At 72.3% G+C, this 18,954-nt stretch carries 18 protein-coding genes; 11 read left to right on the forward strand and 7 right to left on the reverse strand.

Translation table 11 applies throughout. The features are described from left to right. The first annotated feature begins 26 nt into the window (after positions 1-26). A complete protein-coding gene (locus ACGFI7_RS22555) occupies positions 27-617 on the forward strand; it encodes a TetR/AcrR family transcriptional regulator (protein ID WP_393407518.1) in 591 nt (196 codons plus the stop codon). 19 nt (positions 618-636) lie between these two features. Here ACGFI7_RS22555 and ACGFI7_RS22560 read toward each other — a convergent pair whose 3' ends face one another. Both ACGFI7_RS22560 and ACGFI7_RS22565 read right to left on the reverse strand, forming a co-directional pair. After that, complete coding sequence (locus ACGFI7_RS22560; RefSeq protein ID WP_393408587.1) at positions 637-2,973, reverse strand: FtsX-like permease family protein; 2,337 nt, start codon at positions 2,971-2,973, stop codon at positions 637-639. Further along, on the reverse strand, positions 2,973-3,704 hold the full coding sequence (locus ACGFI7_RS22565) for an ABC transporter ATP-binding protein (RefSeq protein WP_393407520.1): 732 nt from the start codon (positions 3,702-3,704) through the stop codon (positions 2,973-2,975). Before ACGFI7_RS22565 ends, ACGFI7_RS22560 begins: the two co-directional genes overlap by 1 nt. A 100-nt stretch (positions 3,705-3,804) precedes the next feature. Here ACGFI7_RS22565 and ACGFI7_RS22570 point away from each other — a divergent pair, with 100 nt between their 5' ends. Further along, entirely contained in the window at positions 3,805-4,413 is a 609-nt protein-coding gene (locus ACGFI7_RS22570; RefSeq protein WP_393407522.1) for a DNA-binding response regulator, read from the forward strand. On the opposite strand, the gene ACGFI7_RS22575 is transcribed toward ACGFI7_RS22570, so the two are convergent. Continuing rightward, the gene (locus ACGFI7_RS22575; RefSeq protein WP_393407524.1) at positions 4,410-6,401 is read right to left on the reverse strand and encodes a histidine kinase; all 1,992 of its coding nucleotides are present in this window, start codon (positions 6,399-6,401) and stop codon (positions 4,410-4,412) included. The genes ACGFI7_RS22570 and ACGFI7_RS22575 overlap by 4 nt on opposite strands. A gap of 281 nt (positions 6,402-6,682) precedes the next feature. Between ACGFI7_RS22575 and ACGFI7_RS22580 the strand changes: the two genes are divergently transcribed. From ACGFI7_RS22580 to ACGFI7_RS22620, 9 genes are all read left to right on the forward strand, one after another. After that, positions 6,683-7,909 carry a riboflavin synthase gene (locus tag ACGFI7_RS22580; RefSeq protein WP_393407528.1) on the forward strand — a complete coding sequence of 409 codons (1,227 nt, stop codon included), beginning with the start codon at positions 6,683-6,685 and terminating at the stop codon, positions 7,907-7,909. 187 nt (positions 7,910-8,096) lie between these two features. Next, complete coding sequence (locus tag ACGFI7_RS22585) at positions 8,097-9,122, forward strand: hypothetical protein (RefSeq protein WP_393407531.1); 1,026 nt, start codon at positions 8,097-8,099, stop codon at positions 9,120-9,122. Positions 9,123-9,149: 27 nt separating this feature from the next. Beyond that, complete coding sequence (locus tag ACGFI7_RS22590) at positions 9,150-9,875, forward strand: FadR/GntR family transcriptional regulator (RefSeq protein ID WP_393407534.1); 726 nt, start codon at positions 9,150-9,152, stop codon at positions 9,873-9,875. A 71-nt stretch (positions 9,876-9,946) separates the two neighbouring features. Beyond that, positions 9,947-11,065: a PotD/PotF family extracellular solute-binding protein gene (locus ACGFI7_RS22595; RefSeq protein WP_393407537.1), complete on the forward strand. Its 1,119-nt coding sequence runs from the start codon at positions 9,947-9,949 to the stop codon at positions 11,063-11,065. Positions 11,066-11,071: 6 nt separating this feature from the next. Further along, positions 11,072-12,142: an ABC transporter ATP-binding protein gene (locus ACGFI7_RS22600; protein ID WP_393407540.1), complete on the forward strand. Its 1,071-nt coding sequence runs from the start codon at positions 11,072-11,074 to the stop codon at positions 12,140-12,142. Next, positions 12,139-13,035: an ABC transporter permease subunit gene (locus ACGFI7_RS22605; RefSeq protein ID WP_393407543.1), complete on the forward strand. Its 897-nt coding sequence runs from the start codon at positions 12,139-12,141 to the stop codon at positions 13,033-13,035. Before ACGFI7_RS22600 ends, ACGFI7_RS22605 begins: the two co-directional genes overlap by 4 nt. Then, on the forward strand, positions 13,035-13,859 hold the full coding sequence (locus ACGFI7_RS22610) for an ABC transporter permease (RefSeq protein WP_393407545.1): 825 nt from the start codon (positions 13,035-13,037) through the stop codon (positions 13,857-13,859). Before ACGFI7_RS22605 ends, ACGFI7_RS22610 begins: the two co-directional genes overlap by 1 nt. Before the next feature lie 7 nt (positions 13,860-13,866). Next, positions 13,867-15,096: an amidohydrolase family protein gene (locus ACGFI7_RS22615; RefSeq protein WP_393407548.1), complete on the forward strand. Its 1,230-nt coding sequence runs from the start codon at positions 13,867-13,869 to the stop codon at positions 15,094-15,096. After that, complete coding sequence (locus ACGFI7_RS22620) at positions 15,093-16,313, forward strand: amidohydrolase family protein (protein WP_393407550.1); 1,221 nt, start codon at positions 15,093-15,095, stop codon at positions 16,311-16,313. The genes ACGFI7_RS22615 and ACGFI7_RS22620 overlap by 4 nt, the downstream gene beginning before the upstream one ends. 337 nt (positions 16,314-16,650) lie before the next feature. On the opposite strand, the gene ACGFI7_RS22625 is transcribed toward ACGFI7_RS22620, so the two are convergent. The 4 genes from ACGFI7_RS22625 to ACGFI7_RS22640 all read right to left on the reverse strand — a co-directional run bounded on the left by ACGFI7_RS22625 (position 16,651) and on the right by ACGFI7_RS22640 (position 18,951). Further along, on the reverse strand, positions 16,651-17,286 hold the full coding sequence (locus ACGFI7_RS22625; protein ID WP_393407552.1) for a bifunctional 4-hydroxy-2-oxoglutarate aldolase/2-dehydro-3-deoxy-phosphogluconate aldolase: 636 nt from the start codon (positions 17,284-17,286) through the stop codon (positions 16,651-16,653). Continuing rightward, positions 17,283-17,825, reverse strand: coding sequence for a beta-galactosidase (locus ACGFI7_RS22630; RefSeq protein ID WP_393407555.1), 543 nt, complete (start codon positions 17,823-17,825; stop codon positions 17,283-17,285). Before ACGFI7_RS22630 ends, ACGFI7_RS22625 begins: the two co-directional genes overlap by 4 nt. Before the next feature lie 26 nt (positions 17,826-17,851). After that, a complete protein-coding gene (locus tag ACGFI7_RS22635; RefSeq protein ID WP_393407557.1) occupies positions 17,852-18,148 on the reverse strand; it encodes a hypothetical protein in 297 nt (98 codons plus the stop codon). Positions 18,149-18,525: 377 nt separating this feature from the next. Continuing rightward, complete coding sequence (locus ACGFI7_RS22640) at positions 18,526-18,951, reverse strand: S26 family signal peptidase (protein ID WP_393407560.1); 426 nt, start codon at positions 18,949-18,951, stop codon at positions 18,526-18,528. Positions 18,952-18,954: the final 3 nt, after the last annotated feature.

Genomic DNA, 18,954 nt, shown 5'->3' on the forward strand with positions numbered 1-18,954 from the left:
CGATGTAGCTATACAAGGGGGCACCGATGAGCGGGCGCACGCGCCGGCGTGGCCAGGAACTGCTCGACGCCATCCACGACGCCGTGCTGGAGGAGGTGCTGGAGGTCGGCGTGGCCCGCCTCACCATGGACGGCATCGGCCGGCGGGCCGCGACACCGCGCACGACCCTCTACCGCCGCTGGTCGAGCCCGGTCGAAGTGCTCCTCGACGCGCTCTACCACCAGCATCCGGTGGAGGAGCCGACCGCCGGGGCCGACGACCTGCGCGGCGACCTCGTGCGCGCCCTGCGCCTCATGTCCGACTGGGCGTTCAGCCGGGCGGGCCGGGCGGTGGCCGCCATCCTCACCGACCCGAAGAGCGCGGCGCTGATGTCGGACGCCCTGCACCAGCGCGTCTTCGCCGACCGGGGCGGCTCGTTCACCCGCACCGTGCTGCGGCACTACGCCGAGCGGGGCCACTTCCGCGCCGAACTGATCACCCCGGTGGTGGCCGACCTCGGCGAGGCCCTCGTGACCAAGCACCTCATCGACAAGGGCCGGCCGCCCACGGACGAGGAGCTGGAGGCCATCGTCGACCAGGCCATCCTGCCCGCCATCGGATTCGGCCCACGAACCTGAGCCGCCGGTCCGCGGCAGGTCACTCGCGGGCGGCGAGAGCCTGTGCCGGGTGGGCCCGCAGGGCGAACCTGGCCGGGACCGCGGTGGCGAGCAACGCCAGGGCGACGGTCGCCGCGATCACGCCGAGATAGCCGAGCGGCGGCAGGTAGGGCGTCGCCGAACCGGTCATCCCGACGCTGAACGCGGTCAGCGTCAGCAGCGCGATCCCGGTCCCGATCGTCACGGCCACCGCGGCGGCGACGGCCGTCTCGACGCGCAACATCCGCAGGACCTGCCGCCGGGTGGTGCCCACCAGGCGGAGCAGAGCCAGTTCGCGGGTTCTGGCCGAGGTGGACATGGCCAGCGTGTTGACCACGGCGATGGCGCAGAAGGCGATGATCAGACCCATGGCCACGTAGGTGACCTCCGCGTTGGAGGCGCCCGCCTCCAACGCCTCCGCCCGATCGCGTACGGTCACGCCGGGCAGCGCGCGTTCCAGCGCGGCGCGGTCGCCGCCGGAGACCAGGACGGCGCCCCGGGGGTCGTCCACGTGCGCGGCGACCAGCGCGTGCGGCAGGGTCAGGTCGGCGAAGCCGAGACCGCGGGCGTAGATGGCCACGACCCGCACCTCGGCGGGCGTGCCGTCGCCGAGCGTCAACTCGATCCGGTCGCCGACGCCGACGCCGAGCCGCTCGGCGGCGGTGCGGCTGACCGCCGCCGACGCGCCGCCGAGGCCGGTCAGCGAGCCCGCCGTCACGCCCAGGTCCATGGTCCGGTCCAGACCCTCGGACGTGACCGCCTGCGCGCCGTACTTCTCCAGGTCGATCCGGACGGAGGTGCGCAGCACCTCGGTGGCCGCGCGCACGCCGGGCACCTCGCGGACGGCGGACGCGGACGCGCCGGGGCCGAGCACGTGGTCGGCGGTGACGCCGGCGTCCACCTCCCGCTGGGCCGCCTGCCCCAGGGTGGTCTGGGAGAACAGGATCGTGCACGTCATCGCGGTCATGAGGGTGAGCGGCGCCATCACCGAGGCGAGCCGTCCGGCTCCGGCCCTCAGGTTCCGGTGCGCCAAGTAACCACCGGCACCAGGCGCGCGCAGCGGAAGCGCGGTGATCACCCGGGCGATCAACGGGCCGAGCAGGATCACCGCGACCGTCCACAGCAGCGCGGTCAGCATGGTGACCGGGCTGGAGGCCGCCTCGGTGGCCAGTCCGGACAGCACGATCGTCAGCACCACGCCGCCCGCGAGAGCGAGCACGCCGGCGGCCGCCCGCGCCCACGGCAGCCGGGCGCCGGGCAGCGCAGCTTCGCTGAGCGCCTCCACCGGCCGGATCCTGGCGGTGCGGCGGACGGACAGGCGGGCGGCGGCCCACGCGGCGCCCAGGGTGGCGAGCAGCGCGGCCAGCGGCGGGAACGGGCTCACGACGAGGTCCAGGTTCTCCGGTACGGCCCCGAGCTCGACGAAACGGGCACGCAACCAGAGCCCCAGCAGGATCCCGCCACCGGCGCCGAGCACTCCGGCGACCACGCTGACCAGCAGCGCCTCACCGCCGATGAGCTTCCTGACCTGTCTGGGCGTGGCGGCGACGGCGCGCAGCATGGCCAGCTCGCGCCGACGCTGCTGGATCGACAGCGCGAACGTGCCGACCACCACCAGGATCGCGACGAGCAGCGAGGTGCCGCCGAGTGCGCCCCCGAGACTGATCAGCTTGACTCTGGCGTTCTCCGCGCCGGGGAACTCCACCGTGCCGCGCCCGTCGCCGGTGTAGGCGAGCGCGCCCTCGACCTCGACGTCCACCCCGGGGAAGACGCCGATCGCGGTGACCAGGCCGTCGCGCCCGGCCAGCCGGCGGGCCTCCGCGGTGCTGAAGAAGATCGTGTCCTGGCTGGGCAACGCCTGCGCGGTGACGCCGACGACCCGGTAGCCGGGGATCTTCGCCGTACGGTTCCTGGCGTCCACCACCACCTCGTCGGCGGCCCGCGGCGGCCGGCCGCTCGCCAGCGTGAACGGAGTGAGCGCGGCCGACTCCCAGCCGTGCGCGGTGCGGCCGGCGAACGGGAACGTCACCTCCGTGACGACCTTCGTGACGCCGGGCGCCCGCCCGACCTCGCCGGCGATCTTCTCGGGGATCCACCGGCGCTCGGCGAGCGGCTTGGCCTTGATCTTGCCGTTCGCCTTGGTGTGCCTGACGAACGGGTCGCCGGCGAGCACGAGCGGCGTGCCCGCGTAGCGCTCCGGCCGCACCGTGCCCCGCAGGCCGGTCTCCAGCAGCATGCCGCAGGCGGTCACCAGCGCCGCCGCGCACAGCAGCGCCACGAACGCGCCCGCGAACCCCGCCCTGCGGTGCCCGATCGTCCGCCACGCGAGTGAGATCATCACGTCCACGCCCCCAGCCTGGTCATCCGCTCGGCGACCTTCTCGGCGGACGGCGCGCTCATCGAGTCCACGATCCGGCCGTCCGCCAGGAACAGCACGGTGTCGGCGTACGAGGCGGCCACCGGGTCATGGGTGACCATCACCACGGTCTGGCCGAGCCCGGTGACGACCTCGCGCAGCAGGACCAGCACGTCACGCGCGGTCATGGTGTCGAGCGCGCCCGTCGGCTCGTCGCCGAACACCACCTCGGGCCTGGTGACCAGCGCCCTGGCGATCGCCACGCGCTGCTGCTGGCCGCCGGAGAGCTGGGCGGGCCGGTGTCCGGTGCGCCCGTCCAGCCCCACCCGGCGCACGATCTCCGACAGCCAAGCCCGGTCCGCCGCGACGCCGGCGAGGCGGAGCGGCAGGGTGATGTTCTCGGTCACGGTGAGGGAGGGGACCAGGTTGAACGCCTGGAAGACGAAGCCGACCCGTCGCCTGCGCAGTTCGGTCAGCGCGGTCTCGCCCATGCCGGCCAGTTCTGTGCCGCCGAGCCGTACCGATCCCGAGGTCGGCAGGTCGAGACCGGCGGCGCAGTGCAGGAACGTGCTCTTGCCCGAGCCGGACGGGCCCATGACCGCGGTGAAGGTCCCCGCCGGGATGCCCACCGACACCTCGCGCAGGGCGGCGACCGCGCCCTGCCCCTTGCCGAATACCTTGCTCACGGCGTTCAGCCGCACCACTTCTGTCATGCGTGCAAGCCTGCTGATCTGCGGTTTCCGGGACCAGAGAGGCGATCACCAGCCGGGCATGACCTCATCATGAATCGGACATCCTGGTAGACATACCTTCGTGATCCGCATACTCCTGGCCGAGGACCAGCACGTCATCCGGGAAGCCCTCGTGACTCTGCTGAGACTGGAGGCCGACATCGACGTCGTCGCGGCCGTCGAGTCCGGCGAGGCGGCCGTCGCCGCCGCCGTCGAGCACCGGCCCGACGTGGCCGTCCTGGACATCGACATGCCGGGAGGGCTGGACGGCCTCGACGCGGCCGGCGAACTGCGCACCCGGGTGCCGGGATGCCGCACGCTCATGCTCACCGCGCACGGCAAGCCGGGCCACCTGCGCCGGGCGCTCGCCTCGCAGGTCGACGGGTTCGTGCTGAAGACCGCGCCGCCCGAGGAGCTGACCGACGCGATCAGGAAGGTGACGCGGGGAGAGCGCGTCCTGGATCCGTCGCTGGCCGTCACCGCGTGGAACCTGGCCGACAACCCGCTCACCCCGCGCGAGGCCGACGTGTTGCGGCTCGCCGCCGGGGGCGCCGAGGCCCCGGAGATCGCCGCCGAGCTCTTCCTGACCGCGGGGACGGTGCGCAACTACCTCACCGCGATCGTCGCCAAGCTCAACGCCCGCAACCGCACCGACGCGGTCCGCATCGCCGCCGAGGCGGGCTGGATCTAGCGAGCGGGCGCGAGGGCCGCGCCCGGGACCGTCGCGACCAGCTCGAACCAGCCGTCCTCGGCGGAGACGGCCAGCCGCCCGTCCAGTTCGGCGAGGCGGGTGGTGAGGTTGCCGATCCCGGCCGAGCCGCGGCGCCCTCCCGGCGCGTGTGCCCCGTCGTTGCGCACGCTCAGCCGTACGACGCCGTTGCGGCAGTCGGTGACGATCGAGCAGCGGCCGGCGACGCTGTGCCGCAGGACGTTGGTGACGGCCTCGCGCAGCACGGCGCCGAGCGTGTGCTCCACCTCCGGGTCGAGACCGGGATGGCCGAGGTCGAGCGTGACAGCGATGCCCGCGGCGGCCAGCACGGAGCGTGCGGACTCCGCCTCGGCGGTGAGCGAGAGCCGCCCGCCCCCGCCCGAGACCGTCCCGAGGTCCGCCGCCGCCCGCTCGGTCATCGTGACCACGTCGGCGAGTTCCGCAGCGGCGCAGTCGGGGTCGAGGCGGCGGGCGAGCTCGCACTTCAGCAGGATCGCGGCCAGCGTATGCCCCAGCAGGTCGTGCAGGTCGCGCGCGGCGCGCAGCCGTTCCTCGACCACGGCCGCGCGGGCCAGGCCGTCCCTCGACTCCCGCAGCTCCCTGGTCAGCCGGGCCAGCGTGAGCAGCCCGTACATGACCAGGCCCGTCACGACGGTGCTGATGGCGTAGTTCACGGTCAGCGGGACCGGCAGACCGAGCAGAACGCCGGCGGTCGTGACGATCGCGACGATCGCGGCGGTCAGGGGCAGCGCCACCGCCCACCGGAAGGCCAGCAGCACCGGCCCGGCCAGGAATCCGGCCACCCCCAGCCAGGCCTGCCCGAACAGCGGGATCGGCGCGAACGTCAGCACCGCCATGATCGACAGGGCCACCGGGTGGCGTCCTTCGACGGAGCGGAGCTGCATGACGATGATGGCCAGCAGCAGCGGCGCGGGCGAGAACGAACCCGCGAGCAACAGCGCCTTGGCCGAGAAGCCCACCATGACGGCCACCAGCAGCGCCGTCGCCAGCGGCGCGTCGGCGACGGGTGGGGCGGCCTCCCCGGTGACGGGCGGGGCGGGCGCCCGGGTGGCGGGCAGCGTGGCCTCCACGACCAGCTTGGCGTCGGGCGTGAGGCCGACCGTGAGCGTGCCTCCGGCTGACTCCACCTGGGCCGGCAGCTCGCCGAGCCACTCGGCCCCCGCGGTGCGCGCGCCGTCGTCGGTGACCCGCAACCGTACCGAGACGGTGTCCGCGACGGTCTCGATCAGGCAGGTCGTGGCCGATCGCCGCCGCACCACGTCGGTCACCGCCTCCCTTAGCACCGCCGCCAGCAGCGCGCCGGCGGGACCAAGCGGCTCGGCGTGCCCCATGCGCACCTCGGGGGTGACGCCGGCGGCGGTCAGCATGGATGTGGCCGTGGTGACCTCCGGGGTCAGCGACATGGCGCGGTAGCCGGCCGCCGCGACCCGCGCGTCGGCCAGCGCGCGGCGGGCCGTCTCCACGTCCGGGGTGCCGGCCGCGGCGCCGGCGGCGATCGTGGCCAGCGCCTCCCCCAGCCCGCGGTTGAGCTCGGCGGCGATGCGCAGCCGCTCCTCCGCGACCGCGCTCATGGCCAGCGAAAGACGGACGGCGTACACCTCGTCGATGCGGTCGACCATGATGGTGAGGCCGCGGACGAGCAGGGAGATCAGCACCATGCTGATCACCGGGTCGGCGGGGCCGATCAGGGCCGCGCCGGCCGCCACCGCCGGGGCGAGCGGCCACAACCTGGTCAAGAGCAGCGACCCGCCGACGAACCCGAGCACCCCGACCGACGTGTCGAAGATCAGAACCGACCCGCACGTCACCACGGCCTGGAGCGCGAGCAGCCACCACGAGCGGTTCCTGACGAAGGCGACCTGCAGGCCGAACGTGAGCACCGCCAGCGGCGACCCGGCCACCGCGTAGACGCTCGCGAAGCCCGCGAACACCAGGGCGACAATGATCATTGCCCGCTTCTGCACCCAGGCAGCCTACGAGACCCGCTTCCCCCGGCCCGAGCCCGCCCGCCGTCGGACGCTGTTCCCTTCGGCGGGCTCCCCGGTTATCGTCGGAGGCGGTGCGATTCCAGGTGCGGGGGTGACAGCCCTCCGGTTCCTCCTCAGGGACGAACGATCCGGTGCGACCCCGGAGCCACGCGGTGACACCCCGCCCCCTCTCGGACCCATGACGGTCCCTGACGCCACCGGCCGCGACGGACGCGGCCGACGCCGGCACGGAGGGAATGGGCATGTTCACCGGAAGAATCCACGAGATCGGCGTGATCGAGCACGTCGGCGCGACGGGCCTGGGGATCCGGGCGGCCAAGTGCGCGGGGCGGCTGGCCCCCGGCGGCTCGCTCGACGTGGCCGGGGTCTGCGTGACCGCGGAACGCGTGCAAGACGACCTGATCAGCGTGTCGATCAGCGCCGAGACCAGGCGGCGGACGACGTTCGACCAGTTCCCGGCGCCCGGACGGCGGGTGAACCTGGAGACGCCCCTGGTGGTCGGCGACCCTCTCGACGGCCATCTGGTGCAGGGTCACGTCGACGGCGTCGGGAAGGTCGTCCGCGTCGACGACGAGCTCGGCCGGGGGCGGCGGCTGTGGATCCGCCCGCCGGACCGGTTCCTGGACAGGATCGCGGCCAAGGGGTCGGTCGCGGTCGAGGGCGTGAGCCTGACGGTGGCCGAGATCGTCAAGGACCGGTTCTCGGTGGCGCTGATCCCGGCCACACTGGCCGGGACGACCCTGGCCGAGCTGGCCGAGGGCGACCGCGTCAACCTTGAGTCGGACGTGGTGAGCCGGCTGGCCGCGGCCGGGCCCGCGTCCGCCGGCGCGCACGTCGCCCGCGCGGTCGCGGCGCTGGGCTGGGCCGGGCACCTCTCGGGCCGGACCGGCGTCGAGAAGGCGGTGCAGCAGCTCGCCGCCGGGGGCGCGGTCATGGTCTGGGACCCGGACCGCGAGGTCGAGGGCGACGTCATCTTCGCCGGGGCGAACCTGCGCCCGGCCGCCTTCACCTTCCTGCTGACCGAGGTGTACGGCTACCCGTGCGTGCCGTGCGCGCCGGAGGTCCTGGACCAGCTGGAGATCCCGGCCCTGGCCGGCGGTGGCGACCGTCAGGGCACGGCTTTCCACACGCCGGTGGACCTGGCCGCCGGCACGGGCACCGGGGTCAGCGCGGCCGAACGCGCCGCGACCGTACGGCGGCTCGCCCACTCTGAGGCGCGGCCCGCCGACTTCACCGCGCCCGGCCATGTCGTCCCGATCGCCGCCCGGCCCGGCCTGCTGGGCGAACGCGCCGGGCACACCGAGTCGACGGTCGCCCTGTGCCTGGCCGCCGGTCTGCCGCCGGTGGGCGTGTGCTGCGAGGTGATGAGGCGCGACGGCGTCATGGCGGGCGCGGCCGACCTGGAGGCGTCCGCCCTGCGCTGGGGGCTGCCGCTGGTCGACATCGACGCCCTCCGCACCTGGCTGTGAGACGTGGTCTGACCACCGCTGACTCCCTGGTGGACGCCGTGCCGCCAGGGAGTCAGTAACGCAATCGTTACAACGATTAATAAAGGGACAAAGTTTATCTCGTTTATGGTTCTCCTACGCCAACCGGGACGACTCGGGACAAGCGACGCATCCTGTCCTGCCGTCCGGATGTACGAAGGAGCAATCCGTGCAGTTCAAGACCCACGCAGCACTGATCGAGGACACACTGCGGCGTTGCAATGTCAGGCCGGACGAGAAGGTGGTCTTCCTGACCTCCAACCTGCACGACCCCGCGTCCGTCCTCGCCTACGAGGAAGCCTGCCGCCGCGTGTCCGACCACGTCGTCTCGGTCCGCTACTTCCCCCGGGAGATCAGCGACGCCCACCACATGAACGACATGCTGCGGGCCACCCTGAGCGGCGCGGACTTCGTCCTCGACTACCGGGGTGGAACGTTCCCGACCCCCTTCGCCCAGCTCACCGCGCACTCCGGCGGCCTGGAGGAGGTGCTCAGGAGCGGCACCCGGTGGCTCGACATCTGCCTGAACGAGGCCAACCAGTTCCGCCTCTACCCGAGCGAGGAGCTCGTCGCCGAGACCATCGCCGGCGCCGCCATCCTGGCCGAGGCCGACGAGATCCGGCTGACCAGCGAGCACGGGACCGACCTGACCCTGCGGAAGGACGGCCGCAAGGGACACCGCCAGACCGGATTCGCCGAGTCGCCGGGCATCTGGGACAATTTCGGCTTCGCCATGGTCGCCTGCGCTCCTCTTGAGGACTCCGCCAACGGCACGGTGGTCCTGCAGGCCGGTGACGGGCTGCTGCAGATGGGCCGCGCCATCCGCGAGCAGGTCGTGCTCAAGCTGGAGGGAGGCAGGATCGTCGCGATCGAGGGCGGAGAGAGCGCCATGGCGATCCAGCAGTGGATGGACGCGTGGCAGGACCCCGAGTCCTTCGGCGTCTCCCACATCGGCTGGGGCCTGCACCCCGACGCCGTCTGGACCGGACACCCGCGCTTCACCCCGGCCGACGGCGAGTCCCTGCGGGGCAGCATCCTGCTCGCCTTCGGGTCGAGCACGACCGACACCCCGGTCTTCAACTCCGGCATCGGCGGCAAGCGTCACGCCAGGTCGCACCTGGACGTGCCGATGCTGAACCACAGCTTCCACCTCGACGGCAAGACGATCGTCGACAACGGCACCCTCGCGTACTGATCACTCCCCGGCGACGCTGGAGCAAGCATGACCCCCCCGATGCACCTGAGCGCCGTGGCGGCGCTGGACACGGCCGGCCGAGCGGTCCTCGAACTCGCCGACGCGATCCGACGCGCCGACATGCAGCCCGGTGACCAGTTCGCCGCGCTGCCGGAGCTGGCGGCGTCGCTCGGCATCGCCCGCGGCAACGTGCGCCGCGCTCTCGCGGTGCTCGCCGACGCCGGCGTCGTGGAGATCAGGGTGGGTCGTGGAGGCGGTACGTGGATGCGGGACAGGAAAGGGATCGTCGCGGCGCTGTCAGCCGTGCTGGAAGCCCCGGTCCCGGGCGAGACCCTCACCGATCTCCTGGAGTTCAGGGAGGTCCTGCAGACGACCGCCGCGCTGCGCATCGCCCGCAAGGCCGACCCTGACGTCATCCGCCGGCTCCGCGAAGGGGCGGACCTGATCGCGTCGGCCTTGGAGAACGGTGACCGGGCGACGGCCCGGCACGAAGCCACCGAGCTCCACTGCGCGATCGCACTCAACTGCGGCAACCGCGGACTGGGCGACGCCCTGCTGCGAGTGATCGACCAGATGTCGGTGATCGGCTACCGAGCCGGCGGCGACACCCAGCAGGACGCCCTGCTCGTCCTCTGCGACGAGCTCGTCAGGGCCATCGAGGCCCAGGACGAAGAGGCGATCCGCGCAACGGTGGCCCAGCAGATGCGTATCTCGTTCGAGATCGGCATCCGCTTCTCCACCGACTCCCCATAGAGGCGACTCTCCGGCGGAGCTGTCCCCTGAGCCCTCCTTGGAGCGTTCCAACCTCCCGAAAGGCGTTGACCATGACCCTCATCGATCCCCCCAGCCCCAGACCCTTCTCCCGGCGTGGTTTCCTCGGGCTCACCGGCGGCCTCGCGGGCCTGGCGGCCCTGGCCGCGTGCGGAAGCTCGGAGACCGGAGGCGGCGGCGCGTCGTCCACGGTCCTGACCGTCCAGTACTTCGAGGGCGCCGGACAGGACCCCGTCCCCAAGCGCATCCTCCAGGAGATGCCGGCCGCGGACCAGAACCTGAAGATCGAGGAGATCATCGGCGGCTCCCGCTGGCCCGAGATCCTGGCCGCCTACAAGGCCAGCAAGAAGGCCCTCGCGAACGTCGGCCTGTTCACCGGTGAGCGCATCGCGCAGGGCAACGCCCTCTCGATGTTCCGGGCCGTCACGCAGCAGGAGGTCCCGCGCCTGTCCGCCGCCGTGCCCGCGTACGACATGTTCCAGGGCACCGGCGTGCCGTTCAACACCACGCTCATCGGCCTCATCTACCGCGACGACCTGGTCGAGAAGCCGCCCACCTCGTGGATGGACCTGCTGGACCCGAAGTACAAGGGCAAGGTCGGCCTCTTCGACGCCCCGCAGGGCATCACCATGAGCGGCCTCTGGGCGATCAACCAGGCCCTGGGCGGCGACCCCGTGACTCTGGACAAGGGCTTCGAGGCGTTCGCCAAGGCGGCACGCGACGGCCAGTTCGGCACCGTCTACAACTCCAACCAGACGCAGTTCGACGCCTTCTCCCGGGGAGACGTCGTCATCGGCGCCAGCATGCTCTCCACCCAGGTCAACTGGACCGCGCAGGGCGCGAAGATCGGCTACGCGGTGCCGCGCGAAGGGCAGCTGGCCAACCCGCTCTACCTCGGCATCGTCGAGAGCAGCAGCGAGGCCCAGGTCGCCGCCGCGCTGAAGTTCGTCAACGCGATGCTGGAACCGGCCAACGTCGCCGAGTACAACGAGCTGACCGCCAGCGGCTCGGTCTACAGCGACCAGCCGGCGGGCGACAAGTTCAAGGACCACCCGGCGTTCGCCCAGGAGGCGCTGACCCAGGCGCTCCAGGTCGACTGGAAGGTCCAGGGCGAGGCGCTGGCCGCCCAGTCGGAGCGGTGGAACCGCGACGTCAAGGGCAGTCTGGGCTAGCGCGCCATGACACTCAGCAGCTCACGTCACCCTGACGCGCGGTCCGGCCCGTCCGGCGTCGTGGAACTCCTCGGCGTCTCGAAGACGTACGGCAGCACGACGGCCGTGGAGTCGGTCGACCTGACCTTCGAGTCCGGAGAGTTCATCGCGATCCTCGGCCCCAGCGGATGCGGCAAGTCCACGCTGCTGGGCATCCTGGGCGGCTTCATCGCGCCGTCGGCGGGAGACGTCCGCATCGGCGGGCGGTCGTTGCTCGGGGTCGCTCCCGAGCGACGGCCGACCGCCATGGTCTTCCAGTCCCTGGCCCTGTTCCCCCACCTCAGCGTGGCCGGGAACATCGCCTACGGGCTGAAGGCCAGAGGCGTGCCCAGGAACCAGGTCAAGCAGGAGATCCAGCGCCTCCTGGAGCTGGTGCGGATGCCGGGGTACGGCGCCCGCCGGGTCGCCGAGCTCAGCGGCGGGCAGCGCCAGCGGGTGGCGATCGCCCGCGCGCTGGCGGTCGAGCCGCAGGTGCTGCTGCTCGACGAGCCGCTGAGTGCCCTGGACGCGCAGATGCGCAAGGCCATGCAGCTGGAGCTGCGGGCCATCCAGTCCAGCCTCGGGATGACCTTCGTCTACGTCACCCACGACCAGCACGAAGCCATGTCGATGGCCGACCGCATCGTGGTGATGGGACACGGCAAGGTCGTCCAGCAGGGCACGCCGCACGAGATGTACCTGAAGCCGAGGAGCGTCTACGTGGCCGAGTTCCTCGGCGACGCCAACACCCTCAGCCGGGACGAGATCGCCCGCAGCGAGCTCGGCTCCCTCAGAGACATCGTCGGCTCCTTCCCTGACGTGAACACGTTCGCGTTGCGGCCGGAGCACCTCGACCTGAAGCCGGCCGGGCCGGACACCGGGGCGGTCGTCAGGCACGCGACCTTCTTCGGGGCTCATGTCCGGTACGAGCTCGACGCCGGGATCGGTGAGCCTCTGGTCGTGATCAGGCCGGGCGGCGAGACCGCCTTCGCCCCCGGTGAGCGGGTCGAGGTGAGCGTGAGTCCCGCGCACGTGATTCCCCTCAGTGAGGAACCATGACGCCGGGCCGAGGCGTGCGGCGTCCCCCGGCCCGGCGCAGGGTCCGGATCGTCACCTGGCTGCTGCTCTCCCCCGCGCTGCTGCTGATCGGCTTCCTGCTGGTTACGATCGCCGTGTTCGCCTGGCGCTCCGCCTTCCCCGAGCCGGGTGGTCAGCTGGGCGCCCTCGGGGTCATCGAGAACGGCGCGGTCGACGGGTTCTTCTGGACGGCGATGCTCCGTACGGTGCTCATGGCTTTCTCGTCGGCCGTCGTGAGCTGCCTGATCTCGCTCGCCGTCGCGGCCGCGCTGGTCGCGGTCGACCGGCCGCTGATCACCACCGTGACCAGCATCGCCCTCTTCTCGCCGCTCGTGGTGAGCCTGCCGGTACGCGGCTACGGGTGGTTCCTCATCCTGGACCAGAAGCCGGTCCAGGATTCCCTGAACGGGATCGCCTGGCTCTTCGACACCTTCGGATACACCTACGCCATGGTCGCCACCGTCATCGTGATGGCGCACGCCATGATGCCGCTGACGTCCTTCCCGGTGATCGCGCGGCTGCGTGAGATCCACCACCTGCGGCTGGAGCCGGCCGCCCGGGACATGGGCGCCGGCGCGGTCCGCGCGTTCCGCACGGTCACCCTGCCCCTGGCCCTGCCCACGCTGGCCCGGGTGCTCGCACTCGGCACGGCCATGGCCATGGGGGCGTACGGCATCCCCGCCATCATCGGCAGGGGACGGGTCCAGGTGGTCGCGGAGCTCATCTACCAGAACCTGCTGGCCGCCGACTGGTCCTCGGCGCTCGTCCGCCTGCTGGCCCTGCTCGCCGTGACCGGCGTCATCGTCGCCCCGCTGTACTGGGGCGCCGACCGTCTCGGCCGGCGGATGGCCGTGAACCACGGAGGAGCGGGCTGATGAGACGTGTCCCCTGGCTCGGCCTGATCGTCGTGGCGATGACCGTGCTCTTCCTGGCCGCCCCGGTCGTCTTCGTCGTGATCAACAGCTTCAACGCCTCGCAGGTCTCGCAGTTCCCGCCGCAGTCGTGGTCGCTGCGCTGGTACGAGGAGGCGCTGACCGACGAGACGCTCATCGACGCGCTCGTGCTCAGCCTCCGCATCGCCGTCGTCGCCGCGAGCCTGTCGACGGTGGGGGGCCTGTGCGCCGCCTACGCCCTGACGCGCCGGTCCTTCCCCGGCCGGCAGCTCGTGCACTCCCTGATCAACCTGCCGGTCAGCCTCCCGCGCATCGCCGTCGGCCTGGCGGGCCTCATCTCCTACCTCACCCTCGCCGGGTCGTTCGCCTCGATGGGCGTCGTCGACGGGCAGGGCTGGCTGATCCTCATGCACGCCGCCATCACGCTGCCGATCGTGGTGGGCCTCGGGGTGTCGGCGCTGGAGGCCCAGAACCAGCAGCTGGAGTCGGCCTCGCGGGACCTCGGCGTCGGCCCGGTGCGGACCTTCCTCAAGGTGGTGCTCCCGCTCATCCTGCCGACGGTGCTGGTGACGTTCGCGTTCACGTTCATGATCTCGTTCGACGAGCTCGAGTCGTCGCTGTTCATGGCCTCCGAATCCGGCAACACGCTGCCCGTGATCATGTTCATCATCCTGGAGACCCGCCTCGACCCGGCCCTGGCCGCGCTGTCGTCGGCCATGCTGGCCGCCATCGTGGTGGCCGTGGTCATCGGCTGGTCGTTCCTGAGGTTCCTCTCCCGGACCCGCCTTCCCGAACAGGAGAGCTGATCCTGCCATGCCACGTCTGACCCCTCCCGCTCCACGGAGCGAGCTGCTCCTCCGGCCGAAGGAGGTGTTCGGCCCCGACGGCGTGCTCTCCGGCGTGGTGGTGCTCGTCCTCCCGGACGGGACCATCGGGCATGTGGGGCCCGAGGCCGGGCTGCCTCCCGCCGGCGACGACCGCGTCACCGTGGACGCCCCCGGCTCGGTGCTCCTGCCGGGCCTGATCGACCTGCACTACCTGCTGCTGCACGCCCACAGCCTCCACCATCGGGTCTCACCCACCGCCGGTGTCCTGGAAGCCGCCGACACGCTCGAACGACTCGTACGCGCCGGAGTCACCGGCCTGCGCGACACGTCCAGCGACGGCACGGTGATGCTGGACCTGCGTCAGCTGGTGCGCGACGGCAGCCTCGCCGGGCCGGACCTCTTCGTCTCCGGCAGCCCCATCGGGGCCGGCGGGCGCGGCGGCGCCGTCTACGGGTCGACGGAGGTCGACGGACCGTACGAGGCGCGCAAGTGCGCCCGGCGGGCCATCCGCACCCGCATCGACTTCCTGTCCGTCGCCGTCACCAACGGCGTCGCCGGCGGCGGCATCGCCGGGCCGGGCTGGCTCGAACTGCGCGACGACGAGATCGAGGCGGCCGTGGCCGAGGCCAGAGCCGCCGGGCGGCCCGTCTCGGCCAACGCCATCGGCGTCGACGGGATCTCCGCCGCCATCCGGGCCGGGGTCGACACCATCGAGCACGCGACCATGCTCACCCCCGAGCAGGCCGATCTGATGGCCGAGCGCGGCATCGCCATGGTCCCGACGCTGACCATCATGCACACCTTCGCCGAACGCCCGGACGAGGTCGGCCTGCCGCCGCACCTGCTGGACCGGGTGCGCCGGCTGCTGGACGCCGGATACGCCGCCGTGGAGCACGCGCTGCGCGCGGGGGTGACGATCGGCGCCGGGACCGACAGCCACGGCCACGAGACCGTGGTCGACGAGATCGGTCACCTGGCCGACGCCGGGCTGAGCGTCAGTCAAGCGGTGGGGGCCGCGACCGCCGTCGCCGGAGGCCTGCTGGGGCCCGACGCCCGCCGCGGCCGGCTGGAGCCGGGTCAGGTGGCCGACCTGCTGCTCGTCCGCGGTCCGGTGGACGCTCTCCCCCGGACGCTGCGTACCCCCGAACTCGTCATCCGCAACGGCCGGCCCGTCCGGGCCGGCGACGCCGTCCTGAAAGAAAGCCTGATCCCATGAGCATCCTCATCCACTGCGGGCAACTGATCGACGGGCTGGGAGGCACGCACGCCGACACGGCGGTCGTCGTCGAGGACGGCCGCATCGTGTCCACCCAGGCGTGGCGCGCCGACCTGGCCTCGGCCGGCAGCCATGACCGGGTACTCGACTACTCGGCGGCGACCGTGATGCCCGGCCTGATCGAGGCGCACGGGCACATGGGCCTGATCGGGGACGCCCTCCAGCTGTCGGCGGCGGAGATCGCCGCGCACATCTTCGGCAACGTCACGACCGCCCTGGACGAGGGGTTCACCACCGTCCGCGACGCCGGCGGCATCGACGGCGGCGTGGCCGCCTGCGTGACCACCGGCCTGATCAAGGGCCCCCGAATCCTGCCCTCCGGCCCCTTCATGTCGCAGACCGGCGGGCACGGGGACACCTGGAACAAGTGGCACGGGGGCGGGAACCCGAGCGTCCCGGGTCTCGTCCGGACCGCCATCGTGGCCGACGGCCCGGACGCCGTCCGCAAGGCGGCGCGTGACGTGTTCCGCCGCGGCGCCACGCAGATCAAGGTCTGCGTGAGCGGCGGCGTGTCGAGCGGCGGGAACCTGGACGTCTGCGAGTTCACCGTGGCGGAGTTGGCGGCGCTGGTGGAGGAGGCGCAGACCAAGAAGACGTACGTGCACGCGCACGCCCACACCGCGGCGAGCATCCGGCACGGGCTGGCCGCCGGGATCCGCCACTTCGAGCACGGCAGCATGCTGGACGAGGAGACCGCCGCGCTGATGCGGGAGCAGGGCGCCTTCCTCGTGCCGACCCTGCTCGTGCTCAAGCGGCTGATCGCCGTGGAGACCTCGCCCGCGCGGCGATCGATGCTGGAGGACCTCGCCGCCTCGGTGAACGTGTCGGTCCGGCGCGCGGTGTCCGCCGACGTCCCCGTCGGCAGCGGCTCCGACCTGCTGGGCACCGACCAGCGCGGCCGGGCCGAGGAGATCGTGCTCAAGGCCGACCTGATCGGCCCGATGGCCGCGATCGTCTCCGCGACCTCGACCAACGCCAGGATCATCGGTCTGGAGGGGCACGTCGGTTCCGTGGTCCCCGGCGCGCGGGCGGACCTCCTGGTGATCGACGGCGACCCCGTCGAGGACCCCGCGGTGCTCATGGACCGGAGCAGGATCCTGGCGGTCCTGCGCGACGGCGCCGTCGTGGCCGGCCTCCAGCACGAAACGGCCGCCTGACCACGGCCTGACCCCGTGCCGGCCGTCACCACTCGGCGAAGGAGCCGTCGGCGTGCCGGCACAGCGGGCCGCGCCATCCGCTCCGCCTCGGCCTCGTCGATCTCGATGCCGAGCCCGGGGCGGGTGGTGCGGCTGGAGTACCCGCCGGAGAAGGTCAGCTGCGAGCGCTCGTCGAACGCTCCGTCGCGGACGTCGAGCTGGCCAAGAAAGTGCACGGCGAGCAGGCCCGGCACTGAACTCCGGCAGGATCGTACGAGCGAGGCCGCCGCACCGGGTGACGGGCGTGCCGATGCCGGACACCCGCGTCACCGCCATGACCTCGCCCAGGCCGACCAGCTCAGCCGTCGACGTCCCCCAGGCTCTCGACCAGCCGCCGGGCGCGGGCGGCCAGCCCCGCCAGGTCGCCGCCCGCGCACGCGTCGCCCACCAGCGGCGAGCCCATGCCCACGGCCCGCGCTCCGGCCCGCAGATAGCCGGGCACGTCCTCGACGCGGACGCCTCCGGTCGGCACCAGCGGGATGTGCGGCAAGGGGGCGCGCACGTCCTTGACGTAGCCGGGGCCGCCGGCCGCGTTCGCGGGAAAGAGCTTGACCATGGCGGCCCCCTGCCGCCACGCCTGCACGATCTCCGTCGGGGTGAACGCCCCCGGCAGGACGGGGACGCCGAGCCGCCGCCCTTCCTCGATCACCTCGGGCAGCACCGCGGGAGTGATCAGGTAACCGGCCCCGGCGTCCACGGCGCGGCGCGCCGAGTCCGCGTCGAGCACGGTGCCCGCGCCCACCGCCACTCCCCGAAGCGCGCCGACCGCCCGCCGGATGGCCTCGGCCGCGCCGGGGGTCGTCAACGTGACCTCCATCGCGCGGACGCCGCTGTCGGCCAGGGTCTCCAGCACGGCGTCGAGGTGGCGTGAGCCGGCGGCCCTGATGATGGCGATGACAGGCAGCGCGTCCAGCGCCTCGTCCAGTGTCGTCATCTTCCCTCCTCCAGGATCACCGTACGGGGCACCGGGACGAGGGTGACCGAGCAGCACCTCCTCGTCACCCGTGAAAGCCTCCCGGGGGGACGGTGACCCGGTAGACGGCGGCCTGGTCGAAGTCCGCGTCGGTGAGCGCGGAGGCCCGGCCGGACGCGGGATCGATCACCGGCGGCCGGGCCGGCCCCGATCTGCTCGAACAGCGGCCGGACCAGCGCGAGGTAGCGAGGGTCGTCGGCCCTCGGCACGCAGTCCGCCTCCAGCACCCAGTCGGGGAAGCCGCCGTTGCGCGACTCCCCGTACCCCCACGGCCCGATCCGCATCACCACATCGAGCCCCAGCTCGGCACAGGTGGCCACGAAACGCCGCAGGTCGCGGTCGCCGCTCCAGTCGAAGACGCCGCGCCGCTCCTCGTGCAGGTTCCAGAAGACGTACGTGGCGACGACGGTCACCCCTCCCGCCCGCACCTTCAGCAGCTCTTCCCGCCACTCGTCCGCCAGGTACCGCCCGTAGTGGAACTCCCCATGATCGGGAACCATGGTCGGCCGCGTTGGTTCGGGCCCTGCTACAACCAGGCGGACAACTCCAGCCCCGAAACCGCCCGGACCCCGACGACCGCCGAAGCCAGGCCGAACAGGATGGCGGCCTTCCTCCCGCACAGCAGGGCGAGCACGAACCCGACCGGCGCGGCGCCCAGCCACAGCGACGACACCAGCAGCATCGGCATGCCGGCCACCTCATGCAGATGGAGCAAGCCGGTGTCCGCGTACAAGAAGCCGAACAGATCCACCGCGACGGCGAGCCACATGATCGCCAGCACGGACAGAGCGCTCGATACGGGCCATCCACCTCGGGGGGTCACGGTGGGCATTATCCAGCAGTGCCCACCGGAGAAGGACGACGCCTTCTCCTGAACGATCTTCAGGCGGCTACGTCAGGAGCGTGTAGTCGGTGAGGGCCAGAGGGGATCCTCTCCCGCGCTCATCGTGTCGGGCGAGGAGGTGTGGAGCTCCAGGATCAGGTCGTCGGCGCACCAGGACGAAGCCCTGCCGTGCGCGTGCTTGCCGCACCCGCTCCAGCCGGTCGATCCCGATGTCCGGCCAGGGCAGGCCGACGGATCTGAACGCGCCGTCGAGGTCCCGGGGCAGATCCTGGGGCGAATCCATGCACCATCCACATCCGTCGAGAAGTCGCAACAGTCGGGACAGCTGACGGAGAGCGTGATGAGTTCCGCGACGCTCAGCGCCGATCGCCCGCGGCCGGCGCAGGAGCGGCGGACAGCCGTCCGACCACCAGCCCCAGCACGTCGACGCCGGCCAGGTATCCGACGTGCCGGGAGTCCGTGCTCCGCTCGGCGTTGTCCCCGAGGACCAGCAGCCGGCCGTCAGGCACCACGGCACCCAGGGACGCGCGGAGCGCCGCCGGTACATCGTCTCCCGGGACGGCCGCGGCGCGTTTGATGACCCACGGGACATCCGGTACGCCCAGCGGCATCCGTACGACCACCACGTCGCGGACCCGGATGTGACGCAGCCCGCGACGCCGCACCAGGACCCGGTCACCACGGCGGTACGCGGGCAGCATGCTGTCACCGGACACGGTGACCACCACGAACAGGCGCCGCAGCGCCAGGACGAGCAGCAGGCCGCCCACGAGAACCACCATGAC

It is taken from the genome of Nonomuraea sp. NPDC048826 (assembly GCF_043198225.1).
Lineage (GTDB): Bacteria > Actinomycetota > Actinomycetes > Streptosporangiales > Streptosporangiaceae > Nonomuraea.